This is a genomic window from Stenotrophomonas maltophilia, from assembly GCF_001676385.1.
GTDB lineage: Bacteria > Pseudomonadota > Gammaproteobacteria > Xanthomonadales > Xanthomonadaceae > Stenotrophomonas > Stenotrophomonas maltophilia_J.
The window spans coordinates 19,766-37,289 of the sequence record NZ_LYVJ01000007.1; the positions used below are offsets into that span (position 1 = coordinate 19,766).

At 68.0% G+C, this 17,524-nt stretch carries 9 protein-coding genes, 5 pseudogenes and 1 riboswitch; of the genes and pseudogenes, 8 read left to right on the forward strand and 6 right to left on the reverse strand.

Going from position 1 to position 17,524, the window contains the following annotated elements:
• Positions 1–140 precede the first annotated feature (140 nt).
• The 3 genes and pseudogenes from A9K58_RS10155 (at position 141) to A9K58_RS10165 (ending at position 2,586) form a co-directional block, all read left to right on the forward strand.
• Positions 141–568: pseudogene (locus A9K58_RS10155) on the forward strand (hypothetical protein).
• 185 nt (positions 569–753) lie between these two features.
• Positions 754–1,749: a tRNA dihydrouridine synthase DusB gene (gene dusB, locus A9K58_RS10160; RefSeq protein ID WP_065199261.1), complete on the forward strand. Its 996-nt coding sequence runs from the start codon at positions 754–756 to the stop codon at positions 1,747–1,749.
• A gap of 10 nt (positions 1,750–1,759) precedes the next feature.
• A pseudogene (locus A9K58_RS10165) lies at positions 1,760–2,586 on the forward strand (class I SAM-dependent methyltransferase).
• A 33-nt stretch (positions 2,587–2,619) separates the two neighbouring features.
• On the opposite strand, the gene A9K58_RS10170 reads toward A9K58_RS10165, so the two are convergent.
• The 3 genes and pseudogenes from A9K58_RS10170 to olsF form a co-directional block, all read right to left on the reverse strand.
• The gene (locus A9K58_RS10170; protein WP_065199262.1) at positions 2,620–3,687 is read right to left on the reverse strand and encodes a metal-dependent hydrolase; all 1,068 of its coding nucleotides are present in this window, start codon (positions 3,685–3,687) and stop codon (positions 2,620–2,622) included.
• Between the two features lie 119 nt (positions 3,688–3,806).
• Positions 3,807–4,606: pseudogene (locus A9K58_RS10175) on the reverse strand (UDP-2,3-diacylglucosamine diphosphatase).
• Positions 4,603–6,318, reverse strand: a complete 1,716-nt coding sequence (olsF, locus tag A9K58_RS10180) for a bifunctional ornithine lipid synthase OlsF (RefSeq protein ID WP_065199263.1) — start codon at positions 6,316–6,318, stop codon at positions 4,603–4,605. Before olsF ends, A9K58_RS10175 begins: the two are co-directional and overlap by 4 nt.
• Before the next feature lie 328 nt (positions 6,319–6,646).
• Here olsF and metK point away from each other — a divergent pair, with 328 nt between their 5' ends.
• Positions 6,647–7,858 (forward strand): methionine adenosyltransferase, encoded by a 1,212-nt coding sequence (gene metK, locus A9K58_RS10185; protein WP_065199264.1) that lies wholly within the window; start codon positions 6,647–6,649, stop codon positions 7,856–7,858.
• A gap of 140 nt (positions 7,859–7,998) precedes the next feature.
• On the forward strand, positions 7,999–8,505 hold the full coding sequence (locus A9K58_RS10190) for an acyl-CoA thioesterase (protein WP_065199265.1): 507 nt from the start codon (positions 7,999–8,001) through the stop codon (positions 8,503–8,505).
• A 67-nt stretch (positions 8,506–8,572) separates the two neighbouring features.
• On the opposite strand, the pseudogene ppc reads toward A9K58_RS10190, so the two are convergent.
• Positions 8,573–11,283 (reverse strand): annotated as a pseudogene (gene ppc, locus A9K58_RS10195) (phosphoenolpyruvate carboxylase).
• Positions 11,284–11,523: 240 nt separating this feature from the next.
• Positions 11,524–14,039, reverse strand: a pseudogene (locus A9K58_RS10200) (S9 family peptidase).
• Between the two features lie 120 nt (positions 14,040–14,159).
• Positions 14,160–14,243: riboswitch (S-adenosyl-L-homocysteine riboswitch) on the forward strand.
• Between the two features lie 36 nt (positions 14,244–14,279).
• Between A9K58_RS10200 and ahcY the strand changes: the two are divergent.
• From ahcY to A9K58_RS10215, 3 genes are all read left to right on the forward strand, one after another.
• Complete coding sequence (ahcY, locus tag A9K58_RS10205) at positions 14,280–15,725, forward strand: adenosylhomocysteinase (RefSeq protein WP_065199266.1); 1,446 nt, start codon at positions 14,280–14,282, stop codon at positions 15,723–15,725.
• A gap of 178 nt (positions 15,726–15,903) precedes the next feature.
• Positions 15,904–16,377 (forward strand): Cys-tRNA(Pro) deacylase, encoded by a 474-nt coding sequence (ybaK, locus tag A9K58_RS10210; RefSeq protein ID WP_065199267.1) that lies wholly within the window; start codon positions 15,904–15,906, stop codon positions 16,375–16,377.
• Positions 16,377–16,862: a hypothetical protein gene (locus tag A9K58_RS10215; protein ID WP_065199268.1), complete on the forward strand. Its 486-nt coding sequence runs from the start codon at positions 16,377–16,379 to the stop codon at positions 16,860–16,862. Before ybaK ends, A9K58_RS10215 begins: the two co-directional genes overlap by 1 nt.
• A 24-nt stretch (positions 16,863–16,886) precedes the next feature.
• On the opposite strand, the gene A9K58_RS10220 is transcribed toward A9K58_RS10215, so the two are convergent.
• Positions 16,887–17,444: a DUF3228 family protein gene (locus tag A9K58_RS10220; RefSeq protein WP_065199269.1), complete on the reverse strand. Its 558-nt coding sequence runs from the start codon at positions 17,442–17,444 to the stop codon at positions 16,887–16,889.
• Between the last annotated feature and the right edge of the window lie 80 nt (positions 17,445–17,524).

Consider the following 17,524-nt stretch of genomic DNA (forward strand, 5'->3'; position numbering starts at 1 on the left):
TCCGCCCCGGGAGTCTGCGCTCCCGGGTCCTGGTTCCCGCCATCGCGCAGGTCCACGGCAAGCCCCCTGCGACCGACTGTCGCATTGCCCTCAACGGTGGCTCCGCGCACCATCCGCACTTCGCTTTGCTCGGGCAGGACATGGACGGATTCCCCTGGCTGCTGGCTGCAGCCGCTGGCAGTGCCCTCGTGGCCCTGCTGCACATCGGCTGCATCGCTTTCGGTGCCCCCTGGTACCAGCGCTTCGGTGCCGGCCGGCGCATGGTCCAGCTGGCCAGGGCCGGGCACTGGTGGCCACCGCTGGTGACCGCCTGCATCACCGTAGTGCTGGTGGCCTGGACGCTGTACGCCCTGGCCGCTGGCCGGCACTCGCCGCTGCCGGCCAGCCGCCTGATCCTCCCAGGCATCGCCGCACTGCTGCTGCTGCGCGCGGCGATGGGTTTCGGCCTGGCACTGTTCCGGCCCGGCTACAACGGCGCCCGTTTCTGGTGATCAGTTCGCTGACCTGCCTGGGCCTGGGCCTGGCCTTTGCACTGGGGACCCACCAGGCATGGAACAGCCTGGGATAGCCGGCGACCGGGAGCGTCGGGCCAGCTGGAATGCGCAGCCGCCCAGCATGGCCCGCCACTGGGGACGGCGGAAGCAATCGTCAAGCATCTGCTGATGCCGGTACCGCATGAGGTCGGTGCCGATCGGCCTGAACCGGGGTGCCGCCGGCACGGCCCGGTGACCATCCACGCCCTACAATGGGCACATGCAGATCGGCCCGTACACCATTGCTCCCAACGTCGTGCTGGCGCCCATGGCCGGCGTTACCGACAAACCGTTCCGCCTGCTGTGCAAACGGCTGGGCGCGGGACTTGCCGCCTCGGAAATGACCATCAGCGACCCGCGTTTCTGGAACACGCGCAAGTCGATCCATCGCATGGATCATGAAGGCGAGCCGGCCCCGATCAGCGTGCAGATCGCCGGCACCGAGCCGCGGCAGCTGGCTGATGCGGCGCGCTACAACGTGGACCACGGCGCACAGATCATCGATATCAACATGGGCTGCCCGGCCAAGAAAGTGTGCAACGCCTGGGCCGGTTCGGCACTGATGCGGGACGAGCTGCTGGTGGCGCGCATCCTCGAGGCGGTGGTCAATGCGGTGAATGTGCCGGTAACCCTGAAGATCCGCACCGGCTGGGACTGCGACCACCGCAATGGGCCGGTGATCGCGCGCATCGCCGAGGACAGCGGCATCGCCGCACTGGCCGTGCATGGCCGCACCCGCGACCAGCACTACACCGGCCAGGCCGAGTACGGCACCATCGGCGAGATCAAGGCGGCATTACGCATTCCGGTGATCGTCAACGGCGATATCGATTCGCCGCAAAAGGCCGCCCATGTGCTGCAGCAGACCGGCGTGGACGCGGTGATGATCGGCCGCGCCGCGCAGGGCCGGCCATGGATCTTCCGCGAGGTGGCCCACTATCTGGCTACCGGCGAGGAACTGCCGCCACCGTCGCTGGCCGAAGTGCGCGACATCCTGCTCGGCCACCTGCATGCGCTGCATGGGTTCTACGGCGAGCCGCAGGGCGTGCGCATCGCACGCAAGCACCTGGGCTGGTATGCCAGGGACCGGCCGGAAAACGCCGCCTTCCGCGCAGTGGTCAACCGCGCAGAGGACCCGCAAAGCCAGGTCGCGTTGACCGGCGAATACTTCGACCGCCTGATTGCCGGGGAACCGGCGCTGTCCTCCGCCGCCTGATACCACGACCATGACCCCGCCGATCTCCTCCCCGACCTACCTGCACGGCTTTTCCGGCACCGAGCAGCAGCGCCTGATGACCCAGGCCCGGCTGCTGGAATCAAGCATCTTCGGCCAGATCGACTACGGTGGTGCGCGCCGCCTGCTGGAGATCGGCAGCGGTGTCGGCGCCAGACCGAAATCCTGTTGCGCCGTTTTCCCGAGCTGCACGTGACCGGTGTGGACCTGAGCGAAACCCAGCTGGCGGCCGCGCGCGAGAACCTGGCGCGCACGCCGTGGTGCAGCGACCGCTACACCCTGCAGCAGGCCGACGCCGGCGAGTTGCCGTTCGAGGCGCGCAGCTTCGATTCGGCGTTCCTGTGCTGGGTGCTGGAGCATGTGCCGTCGCCGGCCCGCGTGCTGAGCGAAGTCCGCCGCGTGCTGGCTCCGGGTTCGCCGGTGTACATCACCGAGGTGATGAACGCATCGTTCCTGCTCGACCCCTATTCGCCACACATCTGGCGCTACTGGATGGCGTTCAACGATTTCCAGTACGACCACGGTGGCGACCCGTTCGTTGGCGCCAAGCTGGGCAACCTGCTGCTGGCGGGCGGCTTCCGCGACGTGCACACCGAGATCAAGACCATCCACCTGGACAACCGCGAACCGGCACGGCGCAAGACCATGATCGCGTTCTGGGAACAGCTGCTGCTGTCGGCCGCCGACCAGCTGCTGCAGGCCGGCTCGGTGGACGAGGAAACCGTCGAAGGCATGCGCCGCGAGTTCCGCCTGGTGCAGAACGATCCGAACGCAGTGTTCTTCTACTCGTTCGTGCAGGGCCGCGCGACGGTGTATTGAGGCGGCACGCCCTCCACGCCGGCGTGGATGGGTTCAATGCACGGCCGCCTGGTCGGCCGTACCTGGTGGCGCTGCCGGTTCCTGCCAGATCCGCTGCCACATCGCCGCCAGGCGGCGACCGGCATCTGCACGCGCGGCGGGACGGCTGTAATCTACCCGGACCTGCTCGGGAACGATCGCCCGCCACCGCCCATCGACCTGCTCGGCCACGACGAAACTGAAGGTGTAGTCAGGCTCCAGGCCCATGCGCAGGTCGCTCAGCAGCAGCCGGCCGTCCATCACCTGTGCACGCATGAAACCGCGGTTGAACCATTGCAGCTGCTGCACCGCTGGAATCGCCCGTGCTTCGCGCAATGCCTGCACGTTGGAGGGATGGCCCTCGAACCGCATCGGCCCGTGGTCGGCCACCAGCGAGTAGTCACCCACCACGTAGCCATTGGGCGCCATCGCCACCACCCGCCACAGCAGGGTGTTGAACGGCATCGGCACCGAGAAACGCGGCGCATCGCCCAGGCCCATGGCGGCCAGGCTCTGCTGCGCGGCCCGGTCGACCTGGGCCTTGGCGATCAGGCCCCAGCCCAGGTAGCCACTGCTGAGCAGCAGGGCAACGCCCAGCACCTTGCCTGCCCAGGGCCGGGCGCGGCCGAACCAGGCCAGCACGCAGCCCAGCATCAGCCACACCGTATATGCCGGGTCGATGATGAAGACGCTGGAGCCCATGGTCGGGTGTGGCCGCAACGGCCACCACAGCTGGGTGCCGTAGACGGTGAACGCATCGAGCACGGGGTGGGTGACCAGCGCCAGCTGGATCGCCCAGAACCAACGTGTCGGCGACTGCGCGACCCGGCCACTGCCAAAGCGCTTGAACAGCCACCAGATCAGCGCCGCCACCCAGGGCAGCACCAGCAGCGAATGGCTGAAGCTGCGGTGCTCGATCATGTTTGCCACCGGATCGGCGGCGGTGAAGCCGAGCCACAGTGCGTCGAGGTCCGGCAGGGTCCCCAGCGCGGCACCGGCCAGCAGGGCCGCACGGCGGTGTCCGGGCGGGGCCATGGCAGCCGCGACGGCGCCACCAAGCACGATCTGGGTCAATGAATCCATGGGTCGATGCTAGCGGCTTGCGGGCGGTGCATGTAGGGCCGAGCCCATGCTCGGCTGCTCTTCGTTGCGCGTAACGGCAGCCGAGCATGGGCTCGGCTCTACAAGGGGACAGGCACAGATTATGCAGCCTGTGACATCCGCGCGCCGGGCAGCTCCGCCAGGGTCTGGCCGTTCTGGTCGAGCAGCCGCAGCGCGCCATCATGGTCCTCGGCCAGCGCGGTCAGGCTCTCCACCCAGTCGCCGTCATTGGCGTAGACCAGGCCATCGCGCTCGACCAGTGCCGCGCGATGGATGTGGCCGCAGACGATGCCATCCAGGCCGCGCCGACGCACGTCGTCCAGCCCGGCCTGCACGAAGCGCTCGATGTAGCGCTCGGCGGCCCCGCTGCGCTTCTTCAGGAACTCGGACAGCGACCAGTAGCGCATGCCCAGCCGGCGCCGCACCGCATTCAATGCCTGGTTGCCGGTGAGGATGCGGTAATACAGCCAGTCGCCGAATTTTTCCTGCAGGCCGCCGAAGTGGGTCACGCCATCGTAGTCATCGCCGTGCACGACCAGCAGCCGCCGGCCATTGGCCGTCACATGGATGGCGCGGCGGCGCACCTGCATCGCCGGCAGCATCAGCCCGCATACGTGGCGCAGCGAAGCGTCATGGTTGCCGGGGATGTAGATGATCTCGGTACCGGCGCGGCGCAGCGCGTGCAGTGCCTGGATGACTTCGCTGTGCGACTGCCGCCAGTTGGCCCGGCGATGGGCCATCCACCACAGGTCGATGATGTCGCCGACCAGGTACACCGTTCGCAGCGCAACTGCGAGAGGAAGCCGGCCAGCTCGGTGGCATGGCAGTGGCGTGAGCCCAGGTGCACGTCGGAGACGAACACTGCGCGCCGCTGCGGCGACAGGTTCGCCAGCGTGCTCATGCCGGCGTCCCCGCGTCGCGCAGGTAGCGCCTGCGCTTGTTTGGCCGGAGCGCTCCCAGGTCCACTTCGATCAGGCCGTCGATCGAGTCGCTGAAGTCCGGATCGACGCCGAAAGCGAGGAAGCGGGCACCACCGGGTTCGCACAGATCGGTGTACTGGCGGTACAGCGTCGGCACACCGGTGCCGAGCGCTGCCAGGTTGGCCTTCAGTACATCGAACGCAGCGCCCGCATCCAGTTCGCCGAAGCTCGGCGGCGCAGCGAAGTACTGGAACGGCCGGTTCGATTCCGCCCACCCAGCGGTGCCGCCGTAGTAGCGCTGGTAATACGCCACCAGTTGTTCGCGCGCGTCGCGTGGCAGTGCCGCGCTGATCGATACCGCCCCGAACAGGTAGCGGATGCCGGGCCGGCACTGCAGGTAGGCACCGATGCCCTGCCACAGGTAGTCCAGGCTGCGGCTGCCCCAGTAGTCGGGTACCACGAAGCTGCGGCCCAGTTCCAGGCCCTCGGCGATGTGGGTGATGGCATCGTCGGAGTAGCGGAACAGCGACGCGCTGTAGAGTCCGGACAGGCCGTGCCGGGCCAGTGCCTGCGCGCCGCGCATGATCCGGTAGGCCCCGGCGATGCGCTGCGCGGCCGCGTCCCAGATCACGATGTGCTCGTACTGCAGGTCGTAGTGGTCCAGGTCGCGGCTGCGCCCGGTGCCCTCGCCCACCTTGCGGAAGGTCAACTCACGCAGCCGGCCCAGCTCCAGCAGCAGCGGCGAATCGGCCGTGCAGGTCGCCAGCAGGATCTGCTTGCCGTCGGCGGTCTGCCCAAGTTGGACGGTGGCGGCGATGGCCGCGGCGACCTGCGCCGGTGACATTGTCGCCGCCAACGGCTCCGGCCCCTCGCCGGGGCTGGCATCAGCGGTGGCGCCGCGGCGCCCCAGCGCGTACAGCGCGCGGCGTACCGCCAGCAGTTGCGCGCCAGGATCGCCGTCCTCTGCCAGCGACATCGGCTGGCCAATGCTCAACCGCAGCGGGCGGCCGCGGCGGGCGAACATCTCGCGTGCCAGCAAGGCGGTCCCGGCCGGCTTGAACAGGGTCGAAGCCCCGTAGAACAGCGCCGAGTTGCGCGCCTCCACCCGCACCGGCAGCACCGGTGCGCCGGCAGCGCGGGCGAAGCGGACGAACCCGCGCTGCCAGCGGCCATCGCGGATGCCACGCAACGACAACCGCGAGACCTCGCCGGCCGGAAACACGATCACGCACTGCTCGGCCGCCAGCGCCTGCTCGACAGCGTGCAGGCTGCCGCGCTGGGCCCGGCCGCCAAGGATGCGGACCGGCAGCAACAGCTCCTGCAGGGGCGCGATTGCTCCCAGCAGGTCGTTGGCGACGATCCGTACGTCGCTGCGGATGCGACCGACCGCGTCGAGCAGGGCCAGCGCGTCCAGCGCCCCGGACGGATGGTTGGCAACGATCAGCAGGCGGCCGCTGGCCGGGATCTTCGCCAGCGCCGCCGGATCGACCCGGTACTGGCCGCCGACGAACTCCAGGCCGGCGGCCACGAAGTTGAACCCCTGCAGGCCCGCGCTGCGCTGCAGGAAGGCTTCGATCTGATCCAGGCGCGACCAGCGCCCAACCCGGCGCAGCAGTGGCCGCGCCAGTTGGCCACGGCGGCCGTGGAACCATCCGGGAAAGCGTTGTTCAAGACGCTGTTCAAGTTCCTGCATGGTTGGATCCCTCATGCCCGGCGGCCGGATTGGCCGACAGCCTGCACCCGGCAGACGGCAGCGAGATGGCGGTTCCGGGGCAGAACGATGACGGTCAGCCGGCCCCGGGCCGCAGGCTGCGCGGACGGGGCGCGCGGTGGCCCGTTCCGTCGTCGCGCAGGTGGAACACTGGGCCCCGGGTCCACGGGCCAATGGCGCTGTGGCGGGCCCTGCGGGCCGACGCGGGCTTAACCACCGGCAACCGGTACCGGTTCACAATGCACAGGCGGCGCACCCCGTGTATCATGCGCGCCCATCTTTCCATCCGAATCAAGGGATATTACGCCTGATGTCCAGCTATCTCTTCACCTCCGAGTCGGTCTCCGAAGGCCATCCGGACAAGGTTGCCGACCAGATCTCCGATGCGGTGCTGGACGCGATCCTGACCCAGGACCAGCGCGCCCGCGTGGCCTGCGAGACCATGGTCAAGACCGGTGTCGCCATCGTGGCCGGTGAAATCACCACCAGCGCCTGGATCGACCTGGAAGCGCTGACCCGCAAGGTCATCACGGACATCGGCTACGACAGCTCCGAGGTCGGCTTCGACGGCGCCACCTGCGGCGTGCTGAACCTGATCGGCAAGCAGTCGCCGCACATCGCCCAGGGCGTGGACCGCAAGAAGCCGGAAGAAATGGGCGCTGGCGACCAGGGCCTGATGTTCGGCTATGCCACCAACGAAACCGACAGCTACATGCCGGCCGCGATCCACCTGTCGCACCGCCTGGTCGAGCAGCAGGCCAAGATCCGCAAGAAGAAGAACTCGCCGCTGTCGTGGCTGCGCCCGGACGCCAAGAGCCAGGTCACCCTGCGCTATGAAAACGGCGTGGTCTCGGCCATCGACGCCGTGGTCCTGTCGACCCAGCACGCCCCGGGCATCAAGCAGAAGGACCTCATCGAGGCCGTCCGCGAAGAGATCATCAAGCCGGTGCTGCCGGCCAAGTGGCTGCACAAGGGCACCAAGTTCCACATCAACCCGACCGGCAAGTTCGAGATCGGCGGCCCGGTGGGCGACTGCGGCCTGACCGGCCGCAAGATCATCGTCGACACCTACGGCGGCTGGGCCCGTCACGGTGGTGGCGCCTTCTCCGGCAAGGACCCGTCCAAGGTCGACCGCTCGGCAGCTTACGCCGCCCGCTACGTCGCCAAGAACGTGGTTGCCGCCGGCCTGGCCGACCGCTGCGAAGTGCAGGTCTCCTACGCCATCGGCGTGGCTGAGCCGACCTCGATCTCGGTCACCACCTTCGGCACCGGCAAGATCAGCGATGACAAGATCGAGAAGCTGATCCGCAAGCACTTCGACCTGCGCCCGTACGGCATCATCAAGATGCTGGACCTGATCCACCCGATGTACCAGCAGACCGCAGCCTACGGCCACTTCGGCCGCAAGCCGAAGGAGTTCAGCTACCTCAACGGCGAAGGCGAGACCGTCAATGCCACGGCCTTCTCCTGGGAGAAGACCGACCGCGCCGCCGCCCTGCGCGCCGACGCGAAGCTGAAGTAAGACAGACGAAGGGCCGCGCAAGCGGCCCTTCTCTTTGTGTAGAGCCGAGCCATGCTCGGCTTTCTTTTTGCCTGCGCCAGGAGCAGCCGGGCATGGGCCCGGCTCTACAGGGGCCCGCTTGGCCCGATACAATCCGCCGCATGTCGACCGAACTGAAAACCCACCAGCTGTCCATGACCGTGCTGATGTCGCCGGAGATGGCCAATTTCTCCGGCAAGGTCCATGGTGGGGCGATCCTGCGCCTGCTCGACCAGGTCGCCTATGCCTGCGCCAGCCGCTACGCCGGCAGCTACGTGGTCACCCTGTCGGTGGACCAGGTGATGTTCCGCCAGCCCATCGCGGTGGGCGAGCTGGTCACCTTCCTGGCCTCGGTGAACCATACCGGCACGTCGTCGATGGAGATCGGCATCAAGGTGGTGGCCGAAGACATCCTCAAGCGCAGCGTGCGCCACGCCAACAGCTGCTTCTTCACCATGGTGGCGGTGGATGAAAACGGCAGGCCCACCCCGGTGCCACCGCTGCAACCAGCCACCTCCGACGAGAAGCGCCGCCAGGCCGCCGCGCAGATCCGCCGCCAGCTGCGCCAGGAAATGGAACAGCGGCACCTGGAACTGCTGGCGTCGAATCCGCCGTCGCCGGAGGAATGAGGGCGTGCGGGGCCAGCCCCGCACCCATCGAGGCAGGTAGCGCCGGGCCATGCCCGGCGGATGCGGATCACCCGGTGTTCTGAACACCCTGCGAAACACCGTTCACGCAGGCCACCAGCGCGCGCAGCAGATCGTCGTCTTCCCGCCCGCTGGCCCGCCAGCGCTGCAGCAGGTCCACCTGCAGCACGCTGATCGGGTCCACGTAGGGGTTGCGCAGGCGGATCGACAGTTCCAGCCGTGCATCATGCTCCAGCAGCGTCTGCTGGCCCATCAACGCCAGCAGCCAGTGCCGGGTCAGGGCCAGCTCGCGTTCAACCTGCGGGAAGAAGTGCTCGTGCAGCTCGCCCGACAACCGCGAGAACTGCTCGGCAATGGTGATATCGCCCTTGGACAGCACCATCGCGATGTCGTCTAGGAAGGTGCGGAAGAACGGCCAGTCACGCGCCATCGCGCGCAGCGTGCCCTCGTGGCCGGCGTCGACCGCCGCCTGCAGGCCACTGCCCACGCCGTACCAGCCCGGGATGACCGCGCGCGCCTGGCTCCAGGCGAACACCCACGGAATTGCGCGCAGGTTGCCCAGCGCCGCGTCCTGGCCGAGCCGGCGCGAAGGACGCGAGCCCAGCGTCATCCGCTCGATCACGTCGATCGGCGTGGCGGTGCGGAAGTAGTCCATGAAACCGGCCTGGCCGACGAAGGCACGATAGACCTCGCTGCTGGCAGCGGCCACCAGGTCCATCACCGGGCGCCAGTCGTCTTCGCGCGGCTCGGCGGCACGCGGGCGCAGGCTGGCGCGCAGTACCGCGCCGGTGGCCTGTTCCAGCGAGCGCAAGGCCAGCGCGCGGATGCCGTACTTGCGATGGATCACCTCGCCCTGCTCGGTTACCCGCAGGCGGCCGTCGATGCTGCCGCGCGGCGAGGCATCGACCGCGTGCGTGGTCTTGCCGCCACCACGGCTGATCGAGCCACCGCGGCCATGGAAGAAGGTCAGGCGGATGCCGGCCTCGTCCGCCACCTCCAGCAGTTCCACCTGCGCGCGCTGCAGCCCCCAGCGCGAGGCCGCGATGCCGCCATCCTTGCTGCTGTCCGAATAGCCCAGCATCACCATCTGCACATTGTCACGCGCACGCAGATGGGCGCGGTACACCGGGTCGGCCAGCAGGTCGCGCAGGGTGGCGGTGCCGCGCTTGAGGTCGTCCACGGTTTCAAACAGGGGAGCAATGTCCAGCGGTACCGGACCGCCCCTTCCACCAGGCCGCCGCGGCGCGCCAGCGCCAGCACCGCCAGCACGTCACTGCGGTCATGCGCCATCGAAATGATGTAGCTGCCCAGCGCGTCGCCCCCATGGCGCGCGCGCGCATCGGCCAATGCGGCGAACACCGCATCCAGCCGCTGGTTGCCTTCGTCGTCGCCCTTCGGCAACGGTACCTCGCCACTGGCATGCGGGCCCAGCAGGCGCGCGCGGCCCGGTGCGTCCAGCGTTTCCCATGCGCTTTCCCCACCCAGCACTGCAGCCAGCGCCCGCGCATGCACGCTCGATTCCTGCCGCACGTCCAGCCGCGCCAGATGAAAGCCGAAGGTCTTCACGCGCCATAGCAGGCGCTGCACGGCGAAGCCACCAGCATGTTCGCCGCGGTTCGCGCGCAGGCTGTCGAGGATCAGCTGCAGGTCGTCGATCAGTTCGTCCGGCCCGGCGTAAGCGCCTTCGCCATCATCCAGCGTGGCCTGCAGGCGTGCGCGCATGCGGTCGTTGAGCAGGCGGTAGGGCATGTCGGCATGTCGCGGGCGCGACTGCACCTGCGGCAGCAGCTGCTGGTAATGCACCACGCGCGCCTGCAGCGCATCGCTCACGCTCACCCGCTCGGTGGACTGGCTGAGCAGGCTGGCCAGCTGCAGCAGTTCCTTCTGGTAGCGCGCAAGTACCGCCCGCCGCTGCGCATCCAGCGTGTTGCGGAGGGTATGGGCATCCACGTTGGGATTGCCGTCCATGTCGCCGCCAACCCACGTACCGAAGCGCAGCAGGCGCGGCAGCGGGAGCTCTTCGCCATAGGTATCGCGCAGCGCCTGCTGCAGCGATTCGTACAGCACCGGGATCACCCGGTACAGCACCTGCACCAGATAGAAGCCCACGTGTTCGCGCTCGTCATCGACGGTGGGCCGCACCGGCGAGGAATCGGTGGTCTGCCACGAAGCGGTCAGCGCCATGCGGAACCGCGCGGCATCGGCGGCGGCCTCCCCCGGCGTGCGCTGGCCATCGAGGTTGTCGACCAGGCTGGCCACCATCAGCTGCTCTTTCTCAAGCAATGCCCGGCGCACCGCCTCGGTCGGATGCGCGGTGAACACCGGTTCGATGTCGATACGCGGCAGCCACTGCGCCAGCTCGTCCAGCGTCACGCCCTGCGCCTTCAGGTGCTGCAGCGCATCCTGCAGGCCATCGGGCTGTGGCGCAGCGGTGCCGGCGCGCTGGTAGTCGCGGCGGCGGCGGATGCGGTGCACGCGCTCGGCGATGTTGACCACCTGGAAGTAGGTGCTGAAGGCCCGCACCATGGTCTCGGCCTGCTGCGGCGTGCGCCCGGCCAGGCCTGCGGCCAGCTCCGACAATGGCGCCTGGTTCTCGCGTCGGGCAATGGCGCGGGTGCGGACATCCTCGACATCGTCGAGGAACGCCGTCGAGACCTGCTCGACCAGCAGGTCGCCGACCAGTGCGCCGAGCCGGCGCACGTCATCGCGAAGCGGAAGATCGGGAGAAGCGAATTCGATGCTGCTGCGGTACTCGTTCATCGGCGACGCACGGGCCTCGGTCAACGGATCCTGGCCCCAAGCCTATCCCAGATCGGGCGTCGTGCTGCGATGCAAAAATGGTTTCATCTGCACGTATCCACGGCAGATGCAGCCGAGCATGGGCTCGGCTCTACAACCATCATGCCGCGTGACACCGTGTAGCGCCCGAGCCCATGCTCGGACGGCGGCGCAGCCGCACAGGCGGCCCCCGTTGCAGGGGCCGCCATCATTGCGCGCGAATCAGCGCTTCTTCTTCGCCGTGCCCTGCCCGGCCGTGCCGATGGTCTGCTCCAGCCAGCGCTCGCTTTCGGCCAGCATGGTCATGATCGATTCGCGGGCGCGGTAGGCATGCGATTCATTCGGCAGCATCACCAGGCGCGCGGTACCCCCCAGGCCCTTGACCGCGGCGAACATGCGCTCGCTCTGCATCGGGAACGTGCCGGAGTTGTTGTCGTCGGCGCCGTGCACGAACAGGATCGGATCCTTGATATCACCGGCGTAGTTGAACGGTGACATCTTCTGGTACAGGTCCTGCGCCTGCCAGTAGTTGCGCTCTTCGGCCTGGAACCCAAACGGGGTAAGCGTGCGGTTGTAGGCGCCACTGCGCGCGATGCCGGCCTTGAACAGGCGGGTGTGCGCCAGCAGGTTGGCGGTCATGAACGCACCGTAGGAATGGCCACCGATGGCGATATGGTCGCGATCGGTCACGCCACGGCGTACCACTTCATCCACCGCCGCCTGCGCGTTGGCCACCAGCTGTTCGATGTAGGTGTCGTTCGGCTCCTTGTCACCCTCGCCGATGATCGGCATCGACGGGCTGGCCAGCACCACATAGCCCTTGGCCAGGAACGCCTGCGGGCCCCAGTAGCTGACCGCGTTGAAGCGGTACGGCGAATCGGTCACCTGGCTGGCCGCGGCCGCGCTCTTGAACTCGCCCGGGTAGGCCCACATCAGCAGCGGACGCGGGCCGTCGCGTTCCGGGTCGTAGCCCGGCGGCAACAGCAGGGTCGCGGTCAGGTCGACGCCGTCCTTGCGCTTGTAGCGGATCTGCTCCTTCTGCACGCCCTTCAACTGCGGCAGCGGATGCGCGAAATGGGTCAGCGCGCGCGGCGCGGTGGTCGCATCGGCCAGCGACTGCACGTAGAAGTTGGCCGGCTCGTCCGGGCTCTCGCGGCTCAGCAGCAGCGAGCTGGCCTGATCGTCCAGCAGTGCCACCGGCGATGCATAGCTCGGCGCCTGCGAGTGGAACAGGCGCGTCGCCGTGCCGGTGGCGATGTCGAAGCGGTCCACGAACGGCCTGTCGCCTTCCGGCGACGCACCGGCACCAGCCAGGTACAGGCTGCTGCCATCGGCGCTGGTCTGCAGCAGCGAACGCCCGCGTTCGTCGCTGTGCAGCAACGGCCGGCCCGGGTCGGCATAGCGGTCCTGTGCGTCGCGATCCCACAGCAGGCGCGGCTCGGCACCGGCATCGTCCGGGGCGATCAGCCAGGTCCTGGTCCTGCGGGTCTTCCACCACGATTCGGTGAGCAGGGCAGGTCACCGCGGCCCCAGTTGATACCGGCGAAGCGGCTGCCAAGCTGGGCCAGGGTCACCGGCGGCCTGTCAAAGGGCGCCGCCTGCATCAGCACCGCATCGCGCACCTTGGCCTCCTTGTTCGGGTCACCGCCGTCCTGTGCTTCGGCCCAGACCAGGGTGGCGTCAGCATCCCCACGCCAGCTGATGTCGCGCACGCCAGTCACTTCGGCATCGTTGCCGGTCGGCAGGCCTTCCACCAGCGGGCGCACCGCCACGGTGTGCACCAGCCTGCCGCTGGCACGCTCGATCACTTCGATGCGGCGAGGGAAACTGCTCACCGGCACCAGGTAGGAGTACGGGCGCTGCACCTGCTGGCGCAGCACGAAGCGGCCATCCGGCGAGACCGAGAATCCCATGAAGATGCCGGCGGCGCCGATCGCGCGGGTGCTGCCATCCAGGCCGACTTCCACCGGCTGGGTGGTGGCGTAGTAGTCGAACTGGCGCGCATCGGCCTCGTTCTTCAGCAGGTCCTGGTAGGTGCGGATCGACACCACGCCGCTGCCCTGGCGGGTCTGCTGCACGGCCGGGCCGCTCGGGATGCCGTCGGTGGCCGGGACCGCACCGAGGTTGGCCGGGCGGGTGAACACCACAAGTCCACGGCTGTCCGGCAGCCACTGGTAGCCGCTGCCCATCACCGTGTTCAGGCCCGCCACCAGGCGGCGGGCGTGGCCAGCCGCCACGTCCACCAGCCACAGTTCATTGGCGCCGCTGGCAGCGTCGACCTGGTTGAAGGCCAGCCACTTCTGGTCCGGCGACCACATCAGGCTGGCGATCGACAACCTGTCCGGCAGGCCACTGATCTGCCGCGCCTTGCCGTCGGCCACATTCATCAACCACACCTTCTCGCCGAAGCTGAAGCGGCTCTCGGAGAATGTGCGCGGGTTGATGCGCAGGCCGGCCAGCTTCAGTTCCGGTTGCGCCACCACCTGGATCGACGGCAGCGACGGCATCTGCATCATCGCGGCGATGTCGCGGCGCGGTGACAGGAACAGCGAAGGCGCGCGCGGCGCATCAACCACGGCCTGCAGCGCGGCCGAGGGAAGTTCGTAGCCGTTGACGCCCTGGGCCTGCGCGGCAACGGGCTGCGGTGCTGCCGCCCAGGCCAGCGGGGCCACCGCCAACAGTCCCATCGACAGGACCAGGCCGGTCCAGCGCCGCGTACGGCGCGCATGCATGCTCATCGTTCCACCTGCGTGATGCGTGAAAACACCGACCTTAACAGGCCGTGCACGCCGCCCCACCTGCCGATGGTTGGGTCATCCCGATGTCATGCCAGGGTCGCGATATAATGGCGGTTCTCCCCTGCCGAGGGGCGCTGCGACCGGTTCCCACGAGGCCCGGCCAGGCTCGGTAAGGTGGCTTTGTAACAACGGCGCCCGGCTAGATGCGAGCACCCGCTCGCCCACAACCGGAGCACACGAATGAACGCTGTTGCCAAGACCTTCTCCACCGAAGGTGATTACAAGATCCGCGATATCACCCTGGCCGACTGGGGCCGCAAGGAACTGGACATCGCCGAGCACGAAATGCCGGGGCTGATGTCGATCCGCCGCAAGTACCAGGCCGAGCTGCCGCTGAAGGGCGTGCGCGTGACCGGTTCGCTGCACATGACCATCCAGACCGCAGTGCTGATCGAGACCCTGAAGGACATCGGCGCCGACGTGCGCTGGGCCTCGTGCAACATTTTCTCGACCCAGGACCACGCTGCGGCGGCCATCGCCGCCACCGGCACCCCGGTGTTCGCCTGGAAGGGCGAGACCCTGGAAGAGTACTGGGACTGCACCCTGGACGCGCTGACCTTCACCCTGCCCGACGGCACCCTGACCGGCCCGGAGCTGGTGGTCGACGACGGCGGTGACGTGACCCTGCTGATCCACAAGGGCTACGAGCTGGAAAACGGCAGCGACTGGGTCAACACCGCCTCGTCCTCGCACGAAGAACAGGTGATCAAGAACCTGCTCAAGCGCGTGGCCAAGGAGCGTCCGGGTTACTGGGGCCGCGTGGTCAAGGACTGGAAGGGCGTCTCCGAGGAGACCACCACCGGCGTGCACCGCCTGTACCAGCTGGCCCAGGCCGGCACCCTGCTGATCCCGGCGATCAACGTCAACGACTCGGTCACCAAGAGCAAGTTCGACAACCTGTACGGCTGCCGCGAGTCGCTGGCCGACGGCCTGAAGCGCGCGATGGACGTGATGCTGGCCGGCAAGGTGGCCGTGGTCTGCGGCTACGGCGACGTCGGCAAGGGCTGCGCGGCCTCGCTGCGTGCCTACGGCGCGCGCGTGATCGTCACCGAGATCGACCCGATCTGCGCGCTGCAGGCGGCGATGGAAGGCTATGAAGTCAACACCATCGAGTCGACCCTGGGCCGTGCCGACCTGTACGTCACCACCACCGGCAACCGCGACATCATCCGCATCGAGCACCTGAGCGCGATGAAGGACCAGGCCATCGTCTGCAACATCGGCCACTTCGACAACGAGATCCAGGTCGATGCGCTGGTGTCCTACCCGGGCATCAAGCACGTCAACATCAAGCCGCAGGTGGACAAGTACATCTTCCCGAACGGCAATGCGATCTTCCTGCTGGCCGAAGGCCGCCTGGTGAACCTGGGCTGCGCCACCGGCCACCCCAGCTTCGTGATGTCCAACAGCTTCGCCAACCAGACCCTGGCCCAGATCGACCTGTGGGCGAACAAGGACAGCTACGAGAAGAAGGTCTACCTGCTGCCGAAGAAGCTGGACGAGGAAGTGGCGCGCCTGCACCTGGAGAAGATCGGCGTGAAGCTGACCACCCTGACCCAGGAACAGGCCGACTACATCGGCGTGCCGGTGGAAGGTCCGTTCAAGCCGGACCACTACCGCTACTGATGCCTGCGCGGTGCCGGCCAGCGGCCGGCACTACCCCCGCCATGGAAGCGGAAAGAACGGGCGCCTTCGGGCGCCCGTTCTGCGTTGGGGTGCCCCCCCGCATCGCATGCATCTACGCATGGCGTGGGACAATAGCCTCGGTCAAGGCAGCGCCCCTGCCCCACGCTACGATGCCCCCATGACTCCGGCCATCAACCTCCTCAAGCGCGAGAAGATCGCCCACACCGTGCGCAGCTACGTGCACGACGCCCACGCCGGATCGTATGGCAGCGAAGCTGTCGACAAGCTCGGCCTCGATCCGGCCCAGGTGTTCAAGACCCTGCTGGCCAGCACCGAAACGCACGAACTGCTGGTCGCGATCGTGCCCGTAGCCGGCCAGCTCGACCTGAAGGCCCTGGCCGAAGCAGCCGGCTGCAGGAAGTGCGAGATGGCCGCCGCGGATGTGGCACAACGCGCCACCGGCTACCTGGTCGGTGGCATCAGCCCGCTCGGGCAGAAGAAGCGCCTGCGCACCTTCCTGGACGCCAGCGCGCAGGCGCTGCCCCGCCTGCATGTCAGCGCCGGTCGCCGCGGACTGGAAGTGGAACTGGCACCGGCCGACCTGCTGCGCCTCACCGCCGGCCACTTCGCCGTCATCGGCAAGGCACGCTGATGCGCTGGCCGTGGCCTGCATCGCCAATACCCCGGCTCGAAGATGCACAGGCCGATGGGTTGCTGCAGGACCTCTTGTCGCGCGACGGCACGCGCATCACCGATGCCGCACGCACGGTCGCGCGGCTGTTCGCCGCTGCCACGCTGGAAGGACTGGCGCCACATGCCGATCTGATCGAACAACGCTGCCAGGGCATCAGGCTGGGCGGCATGCTGGTCAGCAACCAGGCGCACCTGGGGGCAGCGCTGCAACGACTGCGCTATTGGCAGGCGCGGGCAGGTTGCCTGTGCGCGCTCAATCGCGGCTACCCGTTCTTCGATCCCCGCCGGCTGATCGAGCAAGGCCAGATGCAGCTGCTCTCGCTGGAAGAGGCCAAGGACGGCTGGGGCGACTGCCACGCTGTCTCCTGTACCCAGTGCGGGCAGCACTGGCAGGCCATCGACCGCGAGTACCACTACCCGTGGTGGGAATGGATCGCGGAGTGAGGGCCACGCGATGCGCGGATGGACTCAGGGTCGCCAGTTGGCGTTGTTCTCCCAGAACGCCACCGCGCGCCGGTAGGCCTCGCGGTCCAGCGGCACGCCGGAACCGCCCTCCTCCACGCCCAGCGCATTGCGCATCATCGTGATCGGCGCCATCGGTACTTCTTCCGGCTCGGCGGTGTAGATGCAGCCGACGATGCCCCAGTCGGCCTCGATCGGCGAACCTTCCTTCGCCAGCTGCTCGGCGCTGTACAGGATGACCACCAGATAGTTCGCGCGCGGGGACTCCACGCCCTCGAACCAGCGCACCAGCACCGGCAGCTCATCGCGGTTGCGCGCTTCGTAGCCGCTGCGCAGCAGGTGGCGGTTGGCCTCGGTGATCGGCACCGTCAGGCAGCGCGTGCTGGTCCAGTTCTCGTAGACGAACAGTTTGCAGAACGGAGCGTAGCCGTCGAGCACCTTCAGTGGCGCATGCGCATTGAGATGTGCCTCGAACTGCTCGGCAGTGCAGTCTTGGATGGTGTTGCCGCGCGGCACGCGCGGGAACAGGCGGGGACGGGCGAAATCGGTGAGGACGATGGACATGGCGCAGGTGTGATCAGGAGTGCTGCTGCACAGGGTAACCGGCCCGAAGGCAGGCAGGGCCGGATGCCGATGGTCACTGG